13 protein-coding genes and 3 tRNA genes are annotated in these 17042 nt (G+C 67.2%); 8 read left to right on the top strand and 8 right to left on the bottom strand.

Annotated features, from left to right (window positions below):
- Positions 1 to 6 precede the first annotated feature (6 nt).
- Positions 7 to 882, bottom strand: coding sequence for a helix-turn-helix transcriptional regulator (locus tag K5K93_RS05855; protein ID WP_222390111.1), 876 nt, complete (start codon positions 880 to 882; stop codon positions 7 to 9).
- Positions 883 to 1060: 178 nt separating this feature from the next.
- Here K5K93_RS05855 and emrR point away from each other — a divergent pair, with 178 nt between their 5' ends.
- From emrR to emrB, 4 genes are read left to right on the top strand one after another with little or no spacing between them, the layout of a single operon-like run.
- On the top strand, positions 1061 to 1504 hold the full coding sequence (gene emrR, locus K5K93_RS05850) for a multidrug efflux system transcriptional regulator EmrR (protein WP_025877626.1): 444 nt from the start codon (positions 1061 to 1063) through the stop codon (positions 1502 to 1504).
- Complete coding sequence (gene emrC / locus K5K93_RS05845) at positions 1501 to 2994, top strand: multidrug efflux transporter outer membrane subunit EmrC (RefSeq protein WP_222390110.1); 1494 nt, start codon at positions 1501 to 1503, stop codon at positions 2992 to 2994. The genes emrR and emrC overlap by 4 nt, the downstream gene beginning before the upstream one ends.
- Before the next feature lie 11 nt (positions 2995 to 3005).
- Positions 3006 to 4184 carry a multidrug efflux MFS transporter periplasmic adaptor subunit EmrA gene (gene emrA, locus K5K93_RS05840; protein WP_222390109.1) on the top strand — a complete coding sequence of 393 codons (1179 nt, stop codon included), beginning with the start codon at positions 3006 to 3008 and terminating at the stop codon, positions 4182 to 4184.
- An 8-nt stretch (positions 4185 to 4192) separates the two neighbouring features.
- Positions 4193 to 5779, top strand: a complete 1587-nt coding sequence (gene emrB / locus K5K93_RS05835) for a multidrug efflux MFS transporter permease subunit EmrB (protein WP_025877622.1) — start codon at positions 4193 to 4195, stop codon at positions 5777 to 5779.
- 187 nt (positions 5780 to 5966) lie between these two features.
- Here the strand turns inward: emrB and K5K93_RS05830 are convergent.
- Positions 5967 to 6053: transfer RNA gene (locus K5K93_RS05830), tRNA-Leu, on the bottom strand.
- 50 nt (positions 6054 to 6103) lie between these two features.
- On the bottom strand, positions 6104 to 7015 hold the full coding sequence (locus K5K93_RS05825) for a LysR substrate-binding domain-containing protein (RefSeq protein ID WP_093817771.1): 912 nt from the start codon (positions 7013 to 7015) through the stop codon (positions 6104 to 6106).
- Positions 7016 to 7111: 96 nt separating this feature from the next.
- On the opposite strand from K5K93_RS05825, the gene K5K93_RS05820 reads away from it, so the two are divergent.
- On the top strand, positions 7112 to 7858 hold the full coding sequence (locus K5K93_RS05820; protein ID WP_025877620.1) for a sulfite exporter TauE/SafE family protein: 747 nt from the start codon (positions 7112 to 7114) through the stop codon (positions 7856 to 7858).
- A 60-nt stretch (positions 7859 to 7918) separates the two neighbouring features.
- Here K5K93_RS05820 and K5K93_RS05815 read toward each other — a convergent pair.
- Together K5K93_RS05815 and K5K93_RS05810 are read right to left on the bottom strand one after the other, a co-directional pair.
- Positions 7919 to 8005 (bottom strand) — tRNA-Leu (locus K5K93_RS05815).
- Positions 8006 to 8164: 159 nt separating this feature from the next.
- Positions 8165 to 8249, bottom strand: a tRNA-Leu gene (locus K5K93_RS05810).
- 128 nt (positions 8250 to 8377) lie between these two features.
- Between K5K93_RS05810 and rnr the strand changes: the two genes are divergently transcribed.
- The 3 genes from rnr to rlmB all read left to right on the top strand — a co-directional run bounded on the left by rnr (position 8378) and on the right by rlmB (position 12253).
- Complete coding sequence (gene rnr / locus K5K93_RS05805; protein ID WP_222390108.1) at positions 8378 to 10837, top strand: ribonuclease R; 2460 nt, start codon at positions 8378 to 8380, stop codon at positions 10835 to 10837.
- 85 nt (positions 10838 to 10922) lie between these two features.
- The gene (locus tag K5K93_RS05800) at positions 10923 to 11417 is read left to right on the top strand and encodes a GFA family protein (protein ID WP_093817773.1); all 495 of its coding nucleotides are present in this window, start codon (positions 10923 to 10925) and stop codon (positions 11415 to 11417) included.
- 92 nt (positions 11418 to 11509) lie between these two features.
- On the top strand, positions 11510 to 12253 hold the full coding sequence (rlmB, locus tag K5K93_RS05795) for a 23S rRNA (guanosine(2251)-2'-O)-methyltransferase RlmB (protein ID WP_025875407.1): 744 nt from the start codon (positions 11510 to 11512) through the stop codon (positions 12251 to 12253).
- Between the two features lie 143 nt (positions 12254 to 12396).
- On the opposite strand, the gene K5K93_RS05790 is transcribed toward rlmB, so the two are convergent.
- Genes K5K93_RS05790 through K5K93_RS05780 form a run of 3 tightly spaced genes read right to left on the bottom strand, consistent with a single transcriptional unit; the run spans position 12397 to position 17026 of the window.
- Positions 12397 to 13836: an efflux transporter outer membrane subunit gene (locus K5K93_RS05790; protein ID WP_222390107.1), complete on the bottom strand. Its 1440-nt coding sequence runs from the start codon at positions 13834 to 13836 to the stop codon at positions 12397 to 12399.
- Complete coding sequence (locus K5K93_RS05785) at positions 13833 to 15791, bottom strand: MacB family efflux pump subunit (RefSeq protein ID WP_025875403.1); 1959 nt, start codon at positions 15789 to 15791, stop codon at positions 13833 to 13835. Before K5K93_RS05785 ends, K5K93_RS05790 begins: the two co-directional genes overlap by 4 nt.
- Positions 15788 to 17026 (bottom strand): efflux RND transporter periplasmic adaptor subunit, encoded by a 1239-nt coding sequence (locus tag K5K93_RS05780; RefSeq protein ID WP_222390104.1) that lies wholly within the window; start codon positions 17024 to 17026, stop codon positions 15788 to 15790. Before K5K93_RS05780 ends, K5K93_RS05785 begins: the two co-directional genes overlap by 4 nt.
- Between the last annotated feature and the right edge of the window lie 16 nt (positions 17027 to 17042).

Raw genomic sequence — 17042 nt, 5'->3', positions numbered from 1 at the left:
CAGTGATTATCCGGATGCGGCGGGGGATGCCAAGCCGCGTGCAGGGTCAAGGCCCGGTTCCAGGCCGTGGCCGGCCCGTGCCAGGTAGCGTCCGGGCGGTAGCCCGAAGTGTCGCCGGAACACGGTGACGAAGGCGCTGGCGCTGCTGAAGCCCAGTGCGTGGGCGATATCGGCCACGCTGCGGCCCTCGCTGAGCTGCCGCAGCGCCTCGGCCAACCGCGCCTGCTGGCGCCATTGCGCGAAGCTGAGGGTGGTCTCGTCGCGGAAATGGCGGGTCAGGCTGCGCGGCGACAGGCCGGCCCAATGCGCCCACTGCGCCAGGCCGCGCTCATCGGCCGGGTCGGCCAGCAGCTGCGAGGCGATCTTCAGCAGGCGCCGGTCGCGCGGCATCGGCAGGTGCATGCGCTGGCGCGGCGCGGCGCGTATCTCGTCCAGCAGCACGTTGATGATGTGCTGCCGCTCGCTGGTGCTTTCGTAGTCCTGCGGCCAGTCGCAGATGCGTTCGGCCACTGCCTGCGCCAACCGCGAGATGCCCAGTACGCATGGGTCGGCGGGCAGTTCGGCGCACAGCGGTGCGGCCAGCACCATGCCCCAGCCGCGCAGGGGGCCATCGATGTGGACCGTATGCGGCTCGGCCGGCGGCATCCAGCCCGCCGAACCGGGCGCCAGCGACCAGGTGCCATGCGAGGTGCGGGTGGTCAGCAGGCCGCGCTCGACGCAGATCAGCTGCGCGCGAACGTGGTGATGCCAGTCCACTTCGCGGGCCAGCCCCTGCGGGCTGTCGAAGCGGAAGGCGATGACCGGCGGGCCGTCATTGCGCTCGAACCAGTCCAGCGCTTCTTCACGCAGCAGGGTGGCCGGTCCGGGTTCGCCCGCCGTCATGTGGGCTGGGGGTGGCTTGAATGTGACATTCATTGGCTGGATTGTACTACCGGGCCAGTTGGGAGCGCCATTAAGGTGGCGCCTTCACCTGATCCAGCCCACTGCTGCAACACAGCATTCGATGTCAGATCGAATATTTCCATTGAGAAATATTTTTTTTGGAAGAGAATGCTCCCCCATGATCTGTCCTGCAACCACTCCCCCCAGCTTCGGCCTGCTGCTGCGCCAGGTGCGCGACGGCCTGGTCCGCCAGCTCGACGCGTCCATGGCCGAAGAAGACCTCGGCATCGGCTTCACCCACTACATCGGGCTGAAGGTGCTCTCGAACATGGCGCCGTGCACGGCCAACGAGCTGGCCCAGGCCATCGACCAGGTGCCCAGCGCGGTCACCCGCCTGCTGGACAAGCTGGAAGCGCTCGGTTGCGTGCGCCGTGAGCCGCATGCGCAGGACCGGCGTGCACTGCAGATCGTATTGACCGATGAAGGCCGCGCGCTGTGGGCGCGGTTGAAGCTGCGCGGCGACGCGGTGATGGATTACGCCCTGCGCGATCTGTCCGCCGACGAACGCACGCAGCTGCTGTCCCTCCTGACCCGAATCCGCGATTCCCTGACAACCCCATGAACCCGATCCCGCATCCCACTCTCCGCCGCTCCGCGCGCGCGCTGCTGCTGTCGGCGCTGGCCCTGGCGCTGGCCGCCTGCGCAAGCAGCCGTGGCCTTGACCCGCAGGGCCACGTGCTCGACGTGGACAGCCTGCACAGCGAACGTACCCTGGCCGACAGCGACCTGAGCGCCGCCGGTTTTCCTGCGCAGGACTGGTGGAAGGCACTGGGCGATGCGCAACTGGATGCGCTGATCGCCGAAGGCCTGGCCGGCCATCCGAGCCTGGACGCCGCCGACGCGCGCCTGCGCCAGGCACAGTCGCAGGTCGGCACCGCGCGCGCCGATCGCCTGCCCAGCCTCTCCGTGTCCGGTGGCTACACCGGCCTGCGCCTGCCCGAATCGATGGCTGGCGATGAAATCGGCGGCCACTACGCTGGCAGCAGCCAGATCGCGTTCGACTTCAGCTACGGCATCGACCTGTGGGGCGGCAAGCGCGCCGCCTGGGAGGCTGCCGTGGATGGCGCCCACGCCGCCACCGTCGAGGCCCAGGCCGCGCGCCTGAACCTGTCCACCGGCATCGCCCAGGCCTATACCGACTTGGCCTACGCCTGGCAGCTCAACGACGTGGCCGAAGAAGAACTGGCGCGCTCGCAGAAGTCGCTGCAGCTGACCCGGCAGCGTCGTAGTGCCGGAATCGACAGCGACCTGCAGGTGCGCCAGGCCGAAGCCCGCGTGCCGGCCGCACAGCAGCAGTTGCTGGCGGCGCAGCAGCGCATCGATGCCGGGCGCACGGCGCTGGCCGCGCTGGTCGGCAAGGGCCCGGACCGCGGCTTGTCGATCGAACGCCCGCGGGCGATGAACCCGCTGGCTCTGCAGCTGCCGGGCGTGGTGCCCAGTGAACTGCTCGGCCGTCGCCCCGACATCGTCGCCGCGCGCTGGCGGGTGGAAGCGGCCGACAAGCAGATCAAGGTCGCCAAGACCCGGTTCTACCCGAGCCTCAACCTGACCGCGCTGGCCGGCGTGGTCGCACCGAATGTCGGCGACCTGCTGCAGAGCAGTTCCAGCTTCGCCTACATCGGCCCGGCGCTGAGCCTGCCGATCTTCGAAGGCGGCAAGCTGCGGGCCAACCTGGCCAACACCGATGCGCAGTACGACCTGGCCGTGGCGAACTACAACCAGGCGGTGCTCGATGCACTGCGCGACGTGGCCGACCAGGTCAACGCGGTGCGCTCACTGGCGCAGCAGGCGCAGTCGCAGCAGCAGGCGGTGGATACCGCACGCGCGGCGTTCGACCTGGCCCAGCAGCGCTATCGCGCCGGCATCGGCAGCTACCTGGACGTGCTGACCGCGCAGTCCACCCTGCTGCAGTCGCAGCAGCAGCTGGCCGGCCTGCAGTCGCAGCAGCTGCAGACCTCGGTGCGCCTGAGCAAGGCGCTCGGCGGTGGTTTCCAGCCCAGTGACGCTGATGCCGCACCGCTTGCTTCCCATTCCGATTCCCCGCATTCCTGAAGACCCCTGCCATGAGCCAGACCCAAGACACTGCGGCCCCTGCCGCCCCCAACCGCCGCGGCAAGCTGTTGCGCGGCCTGTTCGTGATCGTCGTGCTGCTGCTGGCGGCACTGGCGCTGTGGTACTTCATGTTCGGCCGTTGGTTCGAAGAGACCGACGACGCCTACGTGCAGGGCAACCAGGTGCAGATCACCCCGCTGGTGGCCGGTACCGTGGTCGCCATCAACGCCGACGACGGCATGCGCGTGGAGCGCGGCCAGCTGCTGGTGCAGCTGGACCCGGCCGATACCTCGGTGGCCCTGCAGCAAGCCGAAGCCAACCTGGCCAAGACCGTGCGCCAGACCCGCGGCCTGTACCGCAGCGTCGAAGGTGCGCAGGCGGACTTGAACGCACGCCAGGTGACCCTGAAGCGCGTGCGCGACGACTTCGCACGCCGCAAGGGCCTGGCCGCCACCGGCGCCATCTCCAACGAAGAACTGGCCCACGCCCGCGACGAGCTGGCAGCTGCCGAAGTGGCCGTGGCCGGTTCGCGCGAGACCGTCGAGCGCAACCGCGCACTGGTTGATGACACCGTGATCGCGACCCAGCCGGATGTGCAGGCTGCCGCCGCGCAGCTGCGCCAGGCCTTCCTCAACAATGCACGTTCGGGCATCGTCGCGCCGGTCACTGGCTATGTTGCCCGTCGTTCGGTGCAGGTTGGCCAGCGCGTGCAGCCGGGCAATGCGCTGATGGCGGTGGTGCCGACCGAGCAGATGTGGGTCGAAGCCAACTTCAAGGAAACCCAGCTGCGGCACATGCGCCTGGGCCAGGAAGTGGAGCTGAAGTCGGACCTGTATGCCGGCGACGTCAAGTACAAGGGCCGCATCGACAGCCTGGGCCTGGGCACCGGCTCGGCGTTCTCGCTGCTGCCGGCGCAGAACGCCAGCGGCAACTGGATCAAGATCGTGCAGCGCGTGCCGGTGCGCATCGCCATCGATGCCAAGCAGCTGGCCGAACACCCGCTGCGCATCGGCCTGTCGATGAAGGCCGAGGTGAGCCTGCGCGACCAGAAGGGCGAAGTGCTGCCGAGCGCAGCCGCCAAGGGCACGGTGTTTGACACCGACGTGTATGCCAAGCAGCTGCACGATGCCGATGAGGTGATCCACACGATCATCCAGGGCAACCTGCCGCAGCAGTCCAAGGCGAGCTGAGGTCGGCCATGTCCGCACAAGCTCCAGCTGCGCCCGGCTCTCCGGGCGCACCGGCGGCGCCGGGTGCGGCCGCTGGCTTCCTGCCACCCAGCGTGGCCCTGTGCACCGTGGGCCTGGCGATGGCCTCGTTCATGCAGGTGCTCGACACCACCATCGCCAACGTCTCGCTGCCGACCATCGCCGGTAATCTTGGCGCCAGTTCGCAGCAGGCGACGTGGGTCATCACCTCGTTCGCGGTCAGCACCGCGATCGCGCTGCCGCTGACCGGCTGGCTCAGCCGTCGCTTCGGCGAGCGCAAGCTGTTCGTGTGGGCCACGCTGGCCTTTGTGATCACCTCGCTGCTGTGCGGCCTGGCCCAGAGCATGGGCATGCTGGTGCTGTCGCGTGCACTGCAGGGCTTCGTCGCCGGCCCGATGTACCCGATCACCCAGTCGCTGCTGGTCTCGATCTATCCACGGGAGAAACGCGGGCAGGCGCTGGCGCTGCTGGCGATGATCACCGTGGTGGCGCCGATCTGCGGGCCGATCCTCGGTGGCTGGATCACCGACAACTACAGCTGGGAATGGATCTTCCTGATCAACGTGCCGCTGGGCATCTTCGCTGCGCTGGTAGTGGGCAACCAGTTGAAGGGTCGCCCCGAGCACGTCGAGAAGCCGAAGATGGACTACGTCGGCCTGGTCACCCTGGTGATCGGCGTGGGCGCATTGCAGCTGGTACTCGACCTGGGCAACGACGAAGACTGGTTCTCGTCGATGAAGATCGTGGTACTGGCCTGCGTGGCCGTGGTGGCGCTGACCGTGTTCCTGATCTGGGAGCTGACCGACAAGGACCCGATCGTCGACCTGAAGCTGTTCCGGCACCGCAACTTCCGCGCTGGTACGCTGGCGATGGTGGTGGCCTATGCAGCGTTCTTCAGCGTGGCCCTGCTGATCCCGCAGTGGCTGCAGCGCGACATGGGCTACACCGCGATCTGGGCCGGTCTGGCAACAGCCCCGATCGGTGTCCTGCCGGTGATCATGACCCCGTTCGTGGGCAAGTACGCATCGCGTTTCGACATGCGCATGCTGGCCACCATCGCGTTCGTGGTGCTGTCGATGACCAGCTTCCTGCGCTCGGGTTTCAACCTGCAGGTGGACTTCCACCATGTGGCAGGCGTGCAGCTGATCATGGGCATCGGCGTAGCGCTGTTCTTCATGCCGGTGCTGCAGATCCTGCTGTCGGACCTGGATGGTCGTGAGATCGCGGCCGGCTCGGGCCTGGCCACCTTCCTGCGTACGCTGGGCGGCAGCTTCGCGGCGTCGCTGACCACCTGGCTGTGGGCACGTCGCACGCAGGTGCATCACGCGGACCTGACCGAACACATTTCGGCCTATCAGCCGGGCATGCAGGACCAGGTGGCGGCGATGGGGCAGGGCGACCTGCAACATGGCGCGGCGGTGCTGAACAACATGATCAACCACCAGGCATCGCAGATGGGCTTCAACGACATCTTCTTCCTGCTGGGCTGGATCTTCCTGGCGATCATCTCGTTCCTGTGGCTGGCCAAGCCGCCCTTCGGTGCGGGCGCGGGTGCCGCCGCCGGTGGCGGGCACTGATTGATCGCTGTCGCTGAAAAACAAAACCCCGCCGGAAGGCGGGGTTTTTGTTTGCAGTGCATCCACGCATGCATGCGAATTCCAGTAGATCCACGCCATGCGTGGATGGACGCCACAATCGCGTGATCCCGGCAAACGCCGGACATGAAAAAACCCGCTTGCGCGGGTTTGATCATTGTCTGAGTCATGGTGCCCAGGAGAGGACTCGAACCTCCACGAAGTTGCCCCCGCTAGCACCTGAAGCTAGTGCGTCTACCAATTCCGCCACCTGGGCGACTCAGGAGGAGAATTTTGCAGGAAGGCTGGATATGTGTCAACACCATTTCACACATTTTTTTCTGCACCGGCTTCCGCGTGCACATCCAGATGCAGCAGCAGGCTGCGCATCGGTGGCGAGAGCGATGTCCAGTCGGCGAACGCGGCGCACAGCCGGCGTTGTGCCCATGCGTTGCCGAGTGCAACGGCGACGATGCCGGTGGCCCGCCGATGTTGCCGCGCGATCGTGCGCGGCGCGATGCCCACGCCGATGCCATGGCCCACCATCGTGCACAGGCCTTCAAAGGTCTTCATGCGAATGCGCACGTCGAGCGTGCGTCCGGCCTCTGCCGCCAGCTCTTCAATATAGGTCTGCAGCGCATTGCCGTCGGCCAGGGCAACGAAGGTCTCGCCCAGCACATCGCTGAAGTCGAGCGAGCGCCGCGCGGCGAAGCGGTGGCCGGCCGGCAGCAGCATCATCAGCGGATCTTCGGCTACGACATGACGACGCAGTCCATCGGCGGGAACGGCATCACTGATGATGCCGGCCTCTGCCTGGCCGGCACGGATCGCGCGCACGACTTCATTGCTGGTGCGTTCGTGCAGTTCCACGCGCAGGCGAGGGCGCTCTGCCAGCCATGGGGCCAGTCGCGCGGGCAGATAGTTGGTCAATGCCGCGGTGTTGGCGTACAGGTGCAGCGTGCCGCGCGCACCGTGGGCGAACGCCTGCAGTTCGCCGCGCAGCTGCGCCTGCTGCTGCAGGATCAATCGCGCGTGATGGGCCAGTGCGGCACCCGCTTCGGTGAGGCTGATGCCGCGCGGGTGACGGGTCAGCAGCGCCGTGCCAGCGTCGGTTTCGATGGCGCGCAGGCGTTCGCTGGCCGATCCCAGTGCCAGATTCGCCTCCACCGCGCCGGCGGTGATGCTGCCGGCTTCGGCCACCGCCAGGAACAGGCGCAGATCGGCAATGTCCAGACGCATGTCGTTTGCTCCGCTCGGCCCTGCCTTCGGCTGGTCCGAAGGTGCAGGCGGGAAGACCGCATTGTGCGCGCCTGCGGCGCCGGCTCCAATGGCGGCATGAACGAGACGACATACTTCTATGGATTGCTGGTGGTGGTGTTCGTGCTGGCCGGGGTGGTCAAGGGCGTGACCGGCATGGGCCTGCCGACGGTGGCGATGGGACTGCTGGGCGGGGCGTTGTCGCCGGTGGCGGCGGCCTCGATGCTGTTCATTCCCACCTTCGTCACCAATGCCTGGCAGTTGCTGTCCGGGCCATCACTGGGCCGCACCCTGCGGCGGCTGTGGCCGATGATGCTGGCCGTGGTGGTGGTGACGCTGGGCTCGGCCGCGCTGCTGGTACGGGTGGATCGTGATGCCTCGCGCGCCGCGTTGGGCGTGGCGCTGGTGGTGTATGCGCTGTACGCACTGGTGGCGCCGGTGTTCCGCGTACCGCAGCGGCGCGAGCGCTGGCTGGGGCCGCTGGTCGGGGCGGTGTCCGGCGTGGTCACTGGCGCCACCGGCGTGTTCGTCATGCCGGCGGTGCCGTACCTGCAGTCGCTGGGGTTGCAGCGCGAGGAGCTGGTGCAGGCGCTGGGCCTGGCATTCACCGTATCGACGATCTCGCTGACCACCGGACTGGTGCTCAACGGTGCGTTTGGCGTGCAGCAGCTGGGGTTGAGTGCGCTGGCGGTGCTGCCGGCGCTGCTGGGCATGTGGCTGGGGCAGGTGATCCGCCAGCGCATCAGCGCGCGGGTGTTCCGCGCCTGCTTCCTCGGCTTCCTGCTGTTGCTGGGCCTGGAGCTGATGCTGCGTTCGTGGTGGTGATGCCGGCCGGACGCCAGACAAGAAAAAACCCGCTTTCGCGGGTGTTTTTCATTCTCGACATGGTGCCCAGGAGAGGACTCGAACCTCCACGAAGTTGCCCCCGCTAGCACCTGAAGCTAGTGCGTCTACCAATTCCGCCACCTGGGCGTCGAGGAGGAGAATTATGGGGTGCCGTGATGGAGGTGTCAACACTCTTCTGAAATTCCTGCGTCCAACGTGCTCAGTAGATCCACGCCATGCGTGGATGGGTGCGGCAGCCGGATTTCAGGCAAAAAAAATCCCCGCCGGAGCGAGGAGTTTTTTCGTTGGTGCCCAGAAGAGGACTCGAACCTCCACGGTTTTACCCGCTAGTACCTGAAACTAGTGCGTCTACCAATTCCGCCATCTGGGCGTTCCAGAGGCGCAATTGTGAAGATGAACACGCAGGCTGTCAACGATTTTGTGAACGTTTTTCACCCGATTGTTCAAAGACGGGCGCTGACCCGTTCTGCACGCCCACAGCGGCTACCATGGAGGGCGATGACTACCAAAAAACCAAGCAAGGGCGGGAGCAAGTCCCGCAGTGAAGCCCCCAACAAGGGCACCAAGCAGGGCACTGCCCGCAACAACAAGCCGGGCAAGCCGTTGCCGGGCTGGCTCCCCGCACTGGCCGAAGGCGGTGCACCGCCTCCAGGACGTGGCCGCCGCAACGCCGAGCCGCCGGGTCCGGCGCCGGGCCGCAAGCTGCCGCCGACGGGCAAGGTGATCGACGATCCCTATGCGTCCCGCGAAGCGGAAAAGTACGAACAACCCATTGCCAGCCGCGAGGCCATCCTGGCCCTGCTGGAACGCTGCGAAGGGCCGCAGACGGCTGAGGAACTCGGCGCGCGCCTGGGCCTGACCGCACCGGACCGTGCCGAAGCACTGTCGCGCCGGCTCGGCGCCATGGTCCGCGACGGCCAGCTGGTGCAGAACCGCCGCGGCGGCTTCGCGCCCATCCAGACGTTGAACCTGGTCACCGGCGTGGTGATTGCCAATCCGGAAGGGTTCGGCTTCCTGCGCCCGGTCGAGGGCGGTGACGATCTGTTCCTGCCGCCGTATGAAATGCGCAAGGTGATGCACGGCGACAAGGTGCTGGCACGTGTCACCGGCATTGACCACCGCGGCCGTCGCGAAGGCAGCATCGCCCGCGTGCTCGAGCGCGGCATGACGCGCCTGATCGGCCGCTTCAGCGTCGAGATGGGCATCAATTACGTAGTGCCCGATGACAAGCGCATCCAGCGCAACGTGCAGGTACCGCCGGACCAGACCGGCGGCGCGGGCGATGGCCAGCTGGTCGTCTGCGAACTGACCCAGGCACCGGACAGCCGCCGTCCGCCGATCGGCCGCATCATCGCCGTGCTCGGCGACAAGCTGACTGCCTCGCTGGTGGTGGAAACCGCGATCCACGGCCACGAGCTGCCGTTCGAGTTCCCGCAGGAGGTGCTGGACGAAGCCGCCGCGGTACCGCTGGTGGTCGAGCCGGCGATGATCGGCGGCCGCGTCGACCTGCGCAGCACGCCGCTGGTCACCATCGATGGCGAGGACGCCAAGGACTTCGACGACGCGGTGTACTGCGAGCCGAACGCCGATGGCTTCCGTTTGGTGGTCGCCATTGCCGATGTCTCCAACTATGTCCGTCCCGGCACGCCGCTGGACGATGAAGCACAGAAGCGCGCCACCTCGGTGTACTTCCCGGGCTTCGTGGTGCCGATGCTGCCGGAAACGCTGTCCAACGGCATCTGCTCGCTGATGCCGAAGGTCGACCGCATGTGCTTCGTCTGCGACATGCAGATCGACCGCGAGGGCCAGGTGACCGGCTCGCGCTTCTACGAAGCGGTGATGAATTCGCATGCGCGCCTGACCTACACCCAGGTGTGGCAGGCGGTGGGCGAGGACGATGCCGGTGCCAAGGCCTTCATCGGTGACCTGTTGCCGCAGGTGCAGCGCCTGCACCAGCTGTACAAGGTGCTGTCGAAGGCGCGCAGCAAGCGTGGCGCGATCGAGTTTGAAAGCAGCGAAGTCCGCTTCGTGCTCGACAACCGCGGTGAAGTCACCCAGGCCGGCATGCTGGTGCGCAACGATGCGCACAAGCTGATCGAGGAATGCATGATTGCGGCCAACGTGGAGGCGGCCAAGTACCTGTTGTCGCGCCATGTGCCGGCGCCTTACCGCGTGCATGAGAAGCCGCCGGAGACCAAGTACGCCGATCTGCTGGAATTCCTCAAGGAGTTCAAGCTGAGCCTGCCGCCGTGGTCGAAGGTGCGCCCGGGTGATTACACCAAGCTGCTGAAGAAGATCCGCGACCGTCCCGATGCCACGCTGCTGGAATCGGTGCTGCTGCGCAGCCAGAGCCTGGCCGTGTACAGCCCCGACAACAACGGCCACTTCGGCCTGGCGCTGGAAGCGTATGCGCACTTCACCTCGCCGATCCGTCGCTACCCGGATCTGCTGGTGCACCGGGCGATCAAGCATGCGCTGTCGGGCAAGCCGCTGGACAAGTTCACCTACACCGCCCGCGAGATGGCAGCACTGGCACTGCAGTGTTCCGAGCGTGAGCGTCGCGCCGATGAGGCCGAGCGTGAAGTGGATGAGCGTTACCGCGCGGCGTGGATGGAAAAACACGTCGGTGGCCAGTTCGACGGCGTGATCAGCGGCGTGACCAGCTTCGGCCTGTTCGTGGAGTTGGCCGACTCGAAGGTGCAGGGCCTGGTGCACGTGACCCAGTTGCCGCAGGACTATTACAAGTTCGACGCGACCCGCAAGACGCTGACCGGTGAGCGCCGCGGCAGCAGTTACCGACTGGGTGACCAGGTGCGCATCCTGGTGCTGAAGGCCAGCATGGAAGAACGCAAGATCGACTTCCGCCTGGTCGAGCACAAGGGCGAGGAAGAGGAAGCAGGCCCGGCCCCGCTGCCCGAGCGCGGCAAGCCGGCCAAGCGCGCGAAGAAGAAGTATTGAAAGCCGTGCCGACCAACGGTCGGCACCCACCTCACCCGGTAGGTGCCAACCGTTGGTTGGCACGAGGTTCCGGAGGAAAGCAGCAATGCAGGGCCAACCCGAATACAGCGGCGGCTGCCAGTGCGGCGCGATCCGTTTCCAGGCGCGGGGCGAGCTGACCGACAGCTCGATCTGCCACTGCCGGATGTGCCAGAAGGCCTTCGGCGCCTACTACGCGCCACTGGTGTCGGTGCGCGGTGTGCAGTTCAGCTGGACCCGTGGCCAACCGCGCTATTTCCAGTCGTCCAACGTAGTGCGGCGCGGCTTCTGCGCCGACTGCGGCACGCCATTGACCTATGAGGCCCCCGATGGCGTGGCGGTGGCCGCCGGTGCGTTCGACCAGCCTGAACGACTGCCGCCGACCCTTCAGTACGGCGTCGAGCGCAAGCTGCCCTTCGTCGATGGGCTGGGCCGGCTGCCGGCACGCCGTACGGAACAGGACATGGCCGCGCTGGAATTCCTGGCCACGGTCGTGTCCCACCAGCATCCCGACCACGACACCCCGCACTGGCCGCCGCGCAGCCGTTCGGCCGAAGGGTGAACGGTGGGTGGCGCCGGGCCATGTCCGGCGAGCGCGAAGCGCGGCCGCCCCTGATGCTCTACCATAGCCACCCCCTTTCCGGTCCTGCCCGCATGAGCAAGAACAGCCAGTGGATCGTCGGCGTCAACGCCGTCGCCTCCTCCATCGAGAACGACGCCGAGAACGTCCGCGAAGTGCTGGTCGAGGCCGGTGCGAAGAACCCGCGCCTGGTCGAAATCGAGGAAAACGCCCGCCGCAAGGGCATCGACGTGCGCAAGGTCAACAGCCAGGCGCTGGACGGCGTGGGCGGTTCGGTGCGCCACCAGGGCGTGGCCGCACGCTATGCCGCCGCCCGCACCTACAACGAGAACGAGCTGGAAGGGCTGGTCACGGCTGCGGAAGGCAAGGCCCTGCTGCTGGTGCTGGACGAGGTGCAGGACCCGCACAATCTCGGCGCCTGCCTGCGCTCGGCCGCCGCTGCCGGCGCTACCGCCGTGATCATTCCCAAGGACAAGTCGGCCACGGTCAACGCCACCGTGCGCAAGACCTCGGCCGGCGCTGCCGACCTTATTCCGGTGGTGGCGGTGACCAACCTGTCGCGCTGCCTGAAGGACCTGCAGAAGCAGGGCGTGTGGATCTACGGCCTGGCCGGTGAGGCGACTGCGTCGCTGTACCAGCTGGACCTGAAGGGCAACATCGCCCTGGTGCTGGGCGGCGAAGCCGACGGCCTGCGCCGCCTGACCCGCGAAAACTGCGATGGCCTGGTCAAGATTCCGATGCCGGGCGAGATCGAGAGCCTGAACGTCTCGGTTGCTGCCGGTGTCAGCCTGTTCGAGGCCGTGCGCCAGCGCGGTTGATCGGCAGCGATCGGGGGCGTGTCACGCGCTCCCGGTAGCGCCGGGCCATGCCCGGCGATCGTGCAGCGCGGTACACGTCGTGCTGCCGCAGGGAATCGCCGGGCATGGCCCGGCGCTACCGACTACATGCATGACGCAGCGCCTTACCCCGCGCTGCCTCCCAGCGCCTTGAACAGCGTCACGTCGTTGTTCAACTGGCTCTGCCGCACCCGTGCCAGTGACAGTTCCGCGTCGCGCCGGGTCTGCTGCGCTTCCAGCCAGGTGCGCAGATCGGTGGCGCCCACGCGATAGCGCACTTCCTGCGCACGTTCCACTTCCACCGCTTCATCGTAGGACGCCTGCGACGCGGTTACCTGGCGCAGCAGCTGCTCGCGTGCGGACAAGGCGTTGTCCACCTCCGACAGCGCGGTGTACAGCGTCTTGCGGAAGTTGGTGGCGGCGATCTGGTAGTTGGTGCCGGCCACGTCCGTATCCAGCTGCGCGTGCTGCAGGTTGAGGAAGGGCAGCGACAGCCCGGCTCCCAGCGTCGCCACCGGATTGCGCAGCACATCGCCCAGCGAGGTGGCGCTGGAACCCAAGCTGCCGGTAAGACTCAGGGCCGGGTAGTACTGGGTGGCGGTCACCCGGATCGTCTTCAGGCTGTTGCGCAGCCGCAGTTCGGCCGCGCGCAGGTCGGGCCGGCGGCCGAGCAGGTCGGCGGGCAGGCCTTCGGCAATGGTCGGGCTCTGCGCCTCCAGCAGGTTCTGCGGTTCGTCCTGCTGCGGCCACGGCGTGCCATCCAGCAGCACGGTCAGCGCGTTGCGCACCTCCACCCGCTGTTGTTCCAGCGCGCTCTGCGCCGAACGCTGCGACTGCAGGTTCTGCAGTGCCTGGCGTACTTCCAGGCGCGAAACCGCACCGGCATCGAAGCGTGCCTGCACCAGTTCGTGGGTGCGTTGCAGCCGTTCAAGGTTGGCCTGGCCGGTGGCGATGGACTGGTTGAGGTAGGCCAGTGCCCAGTACTGGTTGATGACATCGCCGATCACCAGCAGGGCGGTGTTCTGCCGGTCTTCTTCGCTGGCGTTGGCCTCCCAGCGGGCGATGTCGCGCTGGGTGCGCAGGCGCCCCCACAGATCGATCTCCCACCCCAGCGACACGCCGGTGGAATAGCTGCGGCGCCAGTCGTCGGCCTGGTCGGTGGCGCGGCTGCCGCTGCCGCTCACGCCGGACGACGAAGGCTGCGGCCACAGCGCGTTGCTGGCCAGCCCGGCCTGCAGGCGTGCACGTTGCACCGCCAGCCCGGCCGCACCGAGGTCGCTGTTGGCGGCAAGCGCCTGCGCGACGAGGCGGTCGAGGCGCTCGTCGCCGAAGCCGGTCCACCAGGTGTCCTGGCGGACGTCACGGGCCGGGGTGTCCAGGCCACTGCGTGGGTCGTCGGCCGGTGCGTTGAGGGTCGCATCGCCACGACCATAGGTGGCGGCAACGCTGGGGTCTTCGACCGGATAGCGGCCCACGGAAGCGCAGGCGGAGAGTGCAAGCAGCACGGCGCCGGACAGCAGCAGGCGCGAGGGAGCGGGGAAGGGCAGTCGGGTCATCGTCTTCATTCGCGGGCCAGGGCCTCCACCGGGTCGAGCTGGGCGGCACTGCGTGCCGGCAGGAAGCCGAAGGCCACGCCGATCAGGGTCGAACAGGCGAAGGCGGCAATGATGGAAGCGGTGGAGAACAGCACCTGGAAATCACTGGCGAACCGGCCGATCAACACGCCCATCAGCAGTGCCAGGCCGATGCCAAGCAACCCGCCGAGCAGGCATACCAGCACCGCTTCGATCAGGAACTGCTGGCGGATGTCGCTCTGCCGCGCCCCCACCGCCATGCGCACGCCGATCTCGCGGGTGCGCTCGGTCACCGAGACCAGCATGATGTTCATCACGCCGATGCCACCGACCAGCAGGGCGATGGCGGCAATGGCGCCGATCAGCAGGGTCATCGTGCGCGTGGTCTGTTCGATGGTGTCGCGGATCTCGGCGCTGTTGCTGAGGAAAAAGTCCTCGGTGCCGTGGCGCATGGTCAGCAGCCGGGTGATCGCTTCCTGCGCCGCATCCATCGGCGTTTCATCGTTCACCCGCACGGTGATGCTGGAAACGTGGCTCTGCCCGAGCATGCGCGACATCACCGTGGTGTAGGGCACGAACACGCTCAGGCTGGTGCTGCCGCCGAAACCGAAGCTCTGCTTCTTGGCCACGCCGACTACCCGCACCGGCACGTTGCCAAGCAGGATCACCTGGCCGATCGGATCGCTGTCGGGGAAGAACTGGGTCCGGGTGTTCTCATCGATCACCGCCACCTGGCCCAGCCCCTTCACCGCGTCGGTGTCGAAGAAGCTGCCGCTGAGCAGGCTCACGCCCTTCACCCGGAAGTACTGCTCGCCGACGCCGCTGATCTGCGCGGTGGCCGACTGGTTGCGGTAGCGCGCGGTGACCGAACTGGACACGCTGGGGGTGGCGCTGTCGACGTAGCTCTGCCGTGACAGGGCATCGGCATCGCTGGCCTTGAGGGTCTGCACCCGCGCCGAACGCATGTCGCCGAAGCCGCGACCGGGGTAGACGTCGATGGTGTTGGTACCCAGCGCACTGATGTTCTGCAGGATCTGCTGCTGCGAACCGTTGCCCAGTGCCACCACCGAGACCACCGAAGCGATGCCGATGATGATGCCGAGCATGGTCAGGAAGGTACGCAGGCGATGGGCGTTCATCGCCAGCAGGGCCATCCGGAACGCTTCGGTGAAGCGGTCGCGGGCGGCCTGCCAGCTGCTGCCATGGGCCACGCCGGTGCTCGGCTCGCGTTGCGCACGGTAGCTGGGTGCGGCCGGATTGGCACGGTCGGCGATGATCTCGCCGTCGCGGATCTCGATGATGCGCTGTGCGTGCTCGGCCACGCTCATGTCGTGGGTGACGATGATGATGGTGTGGCCTTCGGCATGCAGTTCGCCGAGGATGGCCATCACCTCTTCGCCGGATTTCGTGTCCAGGGCGCCGGTCGGTTCGTCGGCCAGTATCACCTCGCCACCGTTCATCAACGCGCGCGCGATCGACACGCGCTGCTGCTGGCCACCGGACAGCTGCCCGGGTTTGTGGTGCATGCGGTCGGCCAGGCCCAGCCGTTGCAGCAGCTGCTCGGCACGGGCGGTGCGCACCGGGCCGGGACTGCCGGCATACACCGCCGGCACGGCCACATTGCCGCGTGCGTCGAGATCACCCAGCAGGTGGTAGCGCTGGAAGATGAAACCGAAGTGCTCGCGGCGCAGCTCGGCCAGCTCGTCGGGCGCCATTTTCCCGGTCTCGCGGCCCGCCACCTGGTAGCTGCCACGGGTCGGGCGGTCCAGGCAGCCGAGGATGTTCATCAGCGTGGACTTGCCCGACCCGGACTGGCCGACGATCGCCACCATCTCGCCGGCATGGATGTCCAGGTTGACGTCGCGCAGCACGGCGATGACATCCTCGCCGGCAGGGAATTCGCGCCGCAGGTCGCGCAGGCGCAGCAGTGGAGCCGTCATGCTCATCGGCGCCCCATGCCCGGGCCGCCGACCCGCATCTGCATGCCGCCACGGTTGCCGCCGCCAGCGGCTGCCGCAGCGCCGCCTTCGCCGACCACCACGCGCTCGCCTTCCTTCAGGCCGGACAGGACCTCGACGTTGGCGCCGTTGTTGATGCCGACCTTGATCCTGCGCGGCTGCGGCTGGCCCTTGTCGTCGACCACCCGCACGATGCGCTCGCCATCGCGCGACTTCGGTCCCAGTGCCACGGCCGGCACCATCAGCACGCCCTTGGCCTGCTTGAGCAGCACCGATACCTGTGCGGTCATGTCGATGCGCAGGGTGCCATCGGGGTTTTCGACGTCGAACAACGCGTTGTAGTAGACCGCGCTGCTGGAGCTGGAACTGGACGAGCTGCTGGAACTGGACGAGCTTTCGTTGGCGATCGACGCCGGTGCCGGATTGATCTGCCGCAGCGTAGCGTGGTACTTGCGGTCCGGGTCACCCAGCGTGGTGAAGTACACCGGCATGCCGGCCTTGATCTTGACCACGTCGGCCTCGGACACCTCGGCATTGACGGTCACCACGTCCAGCCGTGCCAGCATCACGATGGTCGGCGCGGTCTGGTTGGCGTTCACCGTGCGGCCTTCCTCGGCCACCACCGCCACCACGGTGCCGTCCATCGGCGCGACGATGCGGGTATAGGCCAGGTTGGCACGGGCAGTGCCCAGCTCGGTTTCGCGGCCCTTGATCTGCGCCTCGTAGGACTGCAGCTGCGCACGCGCGGTCTTCAGCTGGGCCTCGGCGGCATCGTATTCCTGGCGCGAGGTGGCTTCGGCAGCCAGCATCTGCTGCTGGCGTGCGAACTCCAGTTCGGCCTGGCGCAGGGTGGCCTGCTGCACTGCGCGCTGCGCGGTCACCTGGTCCAGCGAGGCCTGCGCGTTGAGCACCTGGTTCTGCTGGGTGGTGGCGTCGATCTCGGCGATCAGGTCGCCTTCCTTCACCGTATCGCCCAGCTGCACCTTCAGCGACTTGATCTGGCCGGAGGCCTGCGCACCGACGCTGACCAGCTTGTAGGCGTCGATCACGCCGGTAGCTTCCACCGTCTGCTCGATGTCGCCGCGGCTGACCGGGGTGGTCGCCAGCGCCGGTGCGGCCGGCTTGCGCAGCAGCCACCACACGGATACAGCGGCGATCAGGACAAGCAGGGCGATCAACATCAGGCGACCCTTGCGGGTCGCGGGCAACAGGCGGGAGATCACGTGGCGGCTTCACTCT

The sequence above is a fragment of the Stenotrophomonas sp. DR822 genome (assembly GCF_019793815.1).
GTDB lineage: Bacteria > Pseudomonadota > Gammaproteobacteria > Xanthomonadales > Xanthomonadaceae > Stenotrophomonas > Stenotrophomonas indicatrix.
The sequence above is the reverse complement of the archived record's forward strand: the minus strand, read 5'-3'. Positions and strand labels throughout refer to the sequence as shown.

What these genes read in the sequence shown, in the direction of transcription:
- K5K93_RS05855 (WP_222390111.1), bottom strand. Translation starts at nt 882, where the DNA reads ATGACGGCGGGCGAACCCGGACCGGCCACCCTGCTGCGTGAAGAAGCG.
- emrR (WP_025877626.1), top strand. Translation starts at nt 1,061, where the DNA reads ATGATCTGTCCTGCAACCACTCCCCCCAGCTTCGGCCTGCTGCTGCGC.
- emrC (WP_222390110.1), top strand. Translation starts at nt 1,501, where the DNA reads ATGAACCCGATCCCGCATCCCACTCTCCGCCGCTCCGCGCGCGCGCTG.
- emrA (WP_222390109.1), top strand. Translation starts at nt 3,006, where the DNA reads ATGAGCCAGACCCAAGACACTGCGGCCCCTGCCGCCCCCAACCGCCGC.
- emrB (WP_025877622.1), top strand. Translation starts at nt 4,193, where the DNA reads ATGTCCGCACAAGCTCCAGCTGCGCCCGGCTCTCCGGGCGCACCGGCG.
- K5K93_RS05825 (WP_093817771.1), bottom strand. Translation starts at nt 7,015, where the DNA reads ATGCGTCTGGACATTGCCGATCTGCGCCTGTTCCTGGCGGTGGCCGAA.
- K5K93_RS05820 (WP_025877620.1), top strand. Translation starts at nt 7,112, where the DNA reads ATGAACGAGACGACATACTTCTATGGATTGCTGGTGGTGGTGTTCGTG.
- rnr (WP_222390108.1), top strand. Translation starts at nt 8,378, where the DNA reads ATGACTACCAAAAAACCAAGCAAGGGCGGGAGCAAGTCCCGCAGTGAA.
- K5K93_RS05800 (WP_093817773.1), top strand. Translation starts at nt 10,923, where the DNA reads ATGCAGGGCCAACCCGAATACAGCGGCGGCTGCCAGTGCGGCGCGATC.
- rlmB (WP_025875407.1), top strand. Translation starts at nt 11,510, where the DNA reads ATGAGCAAGAACAGCCAGTGGATCGTCGGCGTCAACGCCGTCGCCTCC.
- K5K93_RS05790 (WP_222390107.1), bottom strand. Translation starts at nt 13,836, where the DNA reads ATGAAGACGATGACCCGACTGCCCTTCCCCGCTCCCTCGCGCCTGCTG.
- K5K93_RS05785 (WP_025875403.1), bottom strand. Translation starts at nt 15,791, where the DNA reads ATGAGCATGACGGCTCCACTGCTGCGCCTGCGCGACCTGCGGCGCGAA.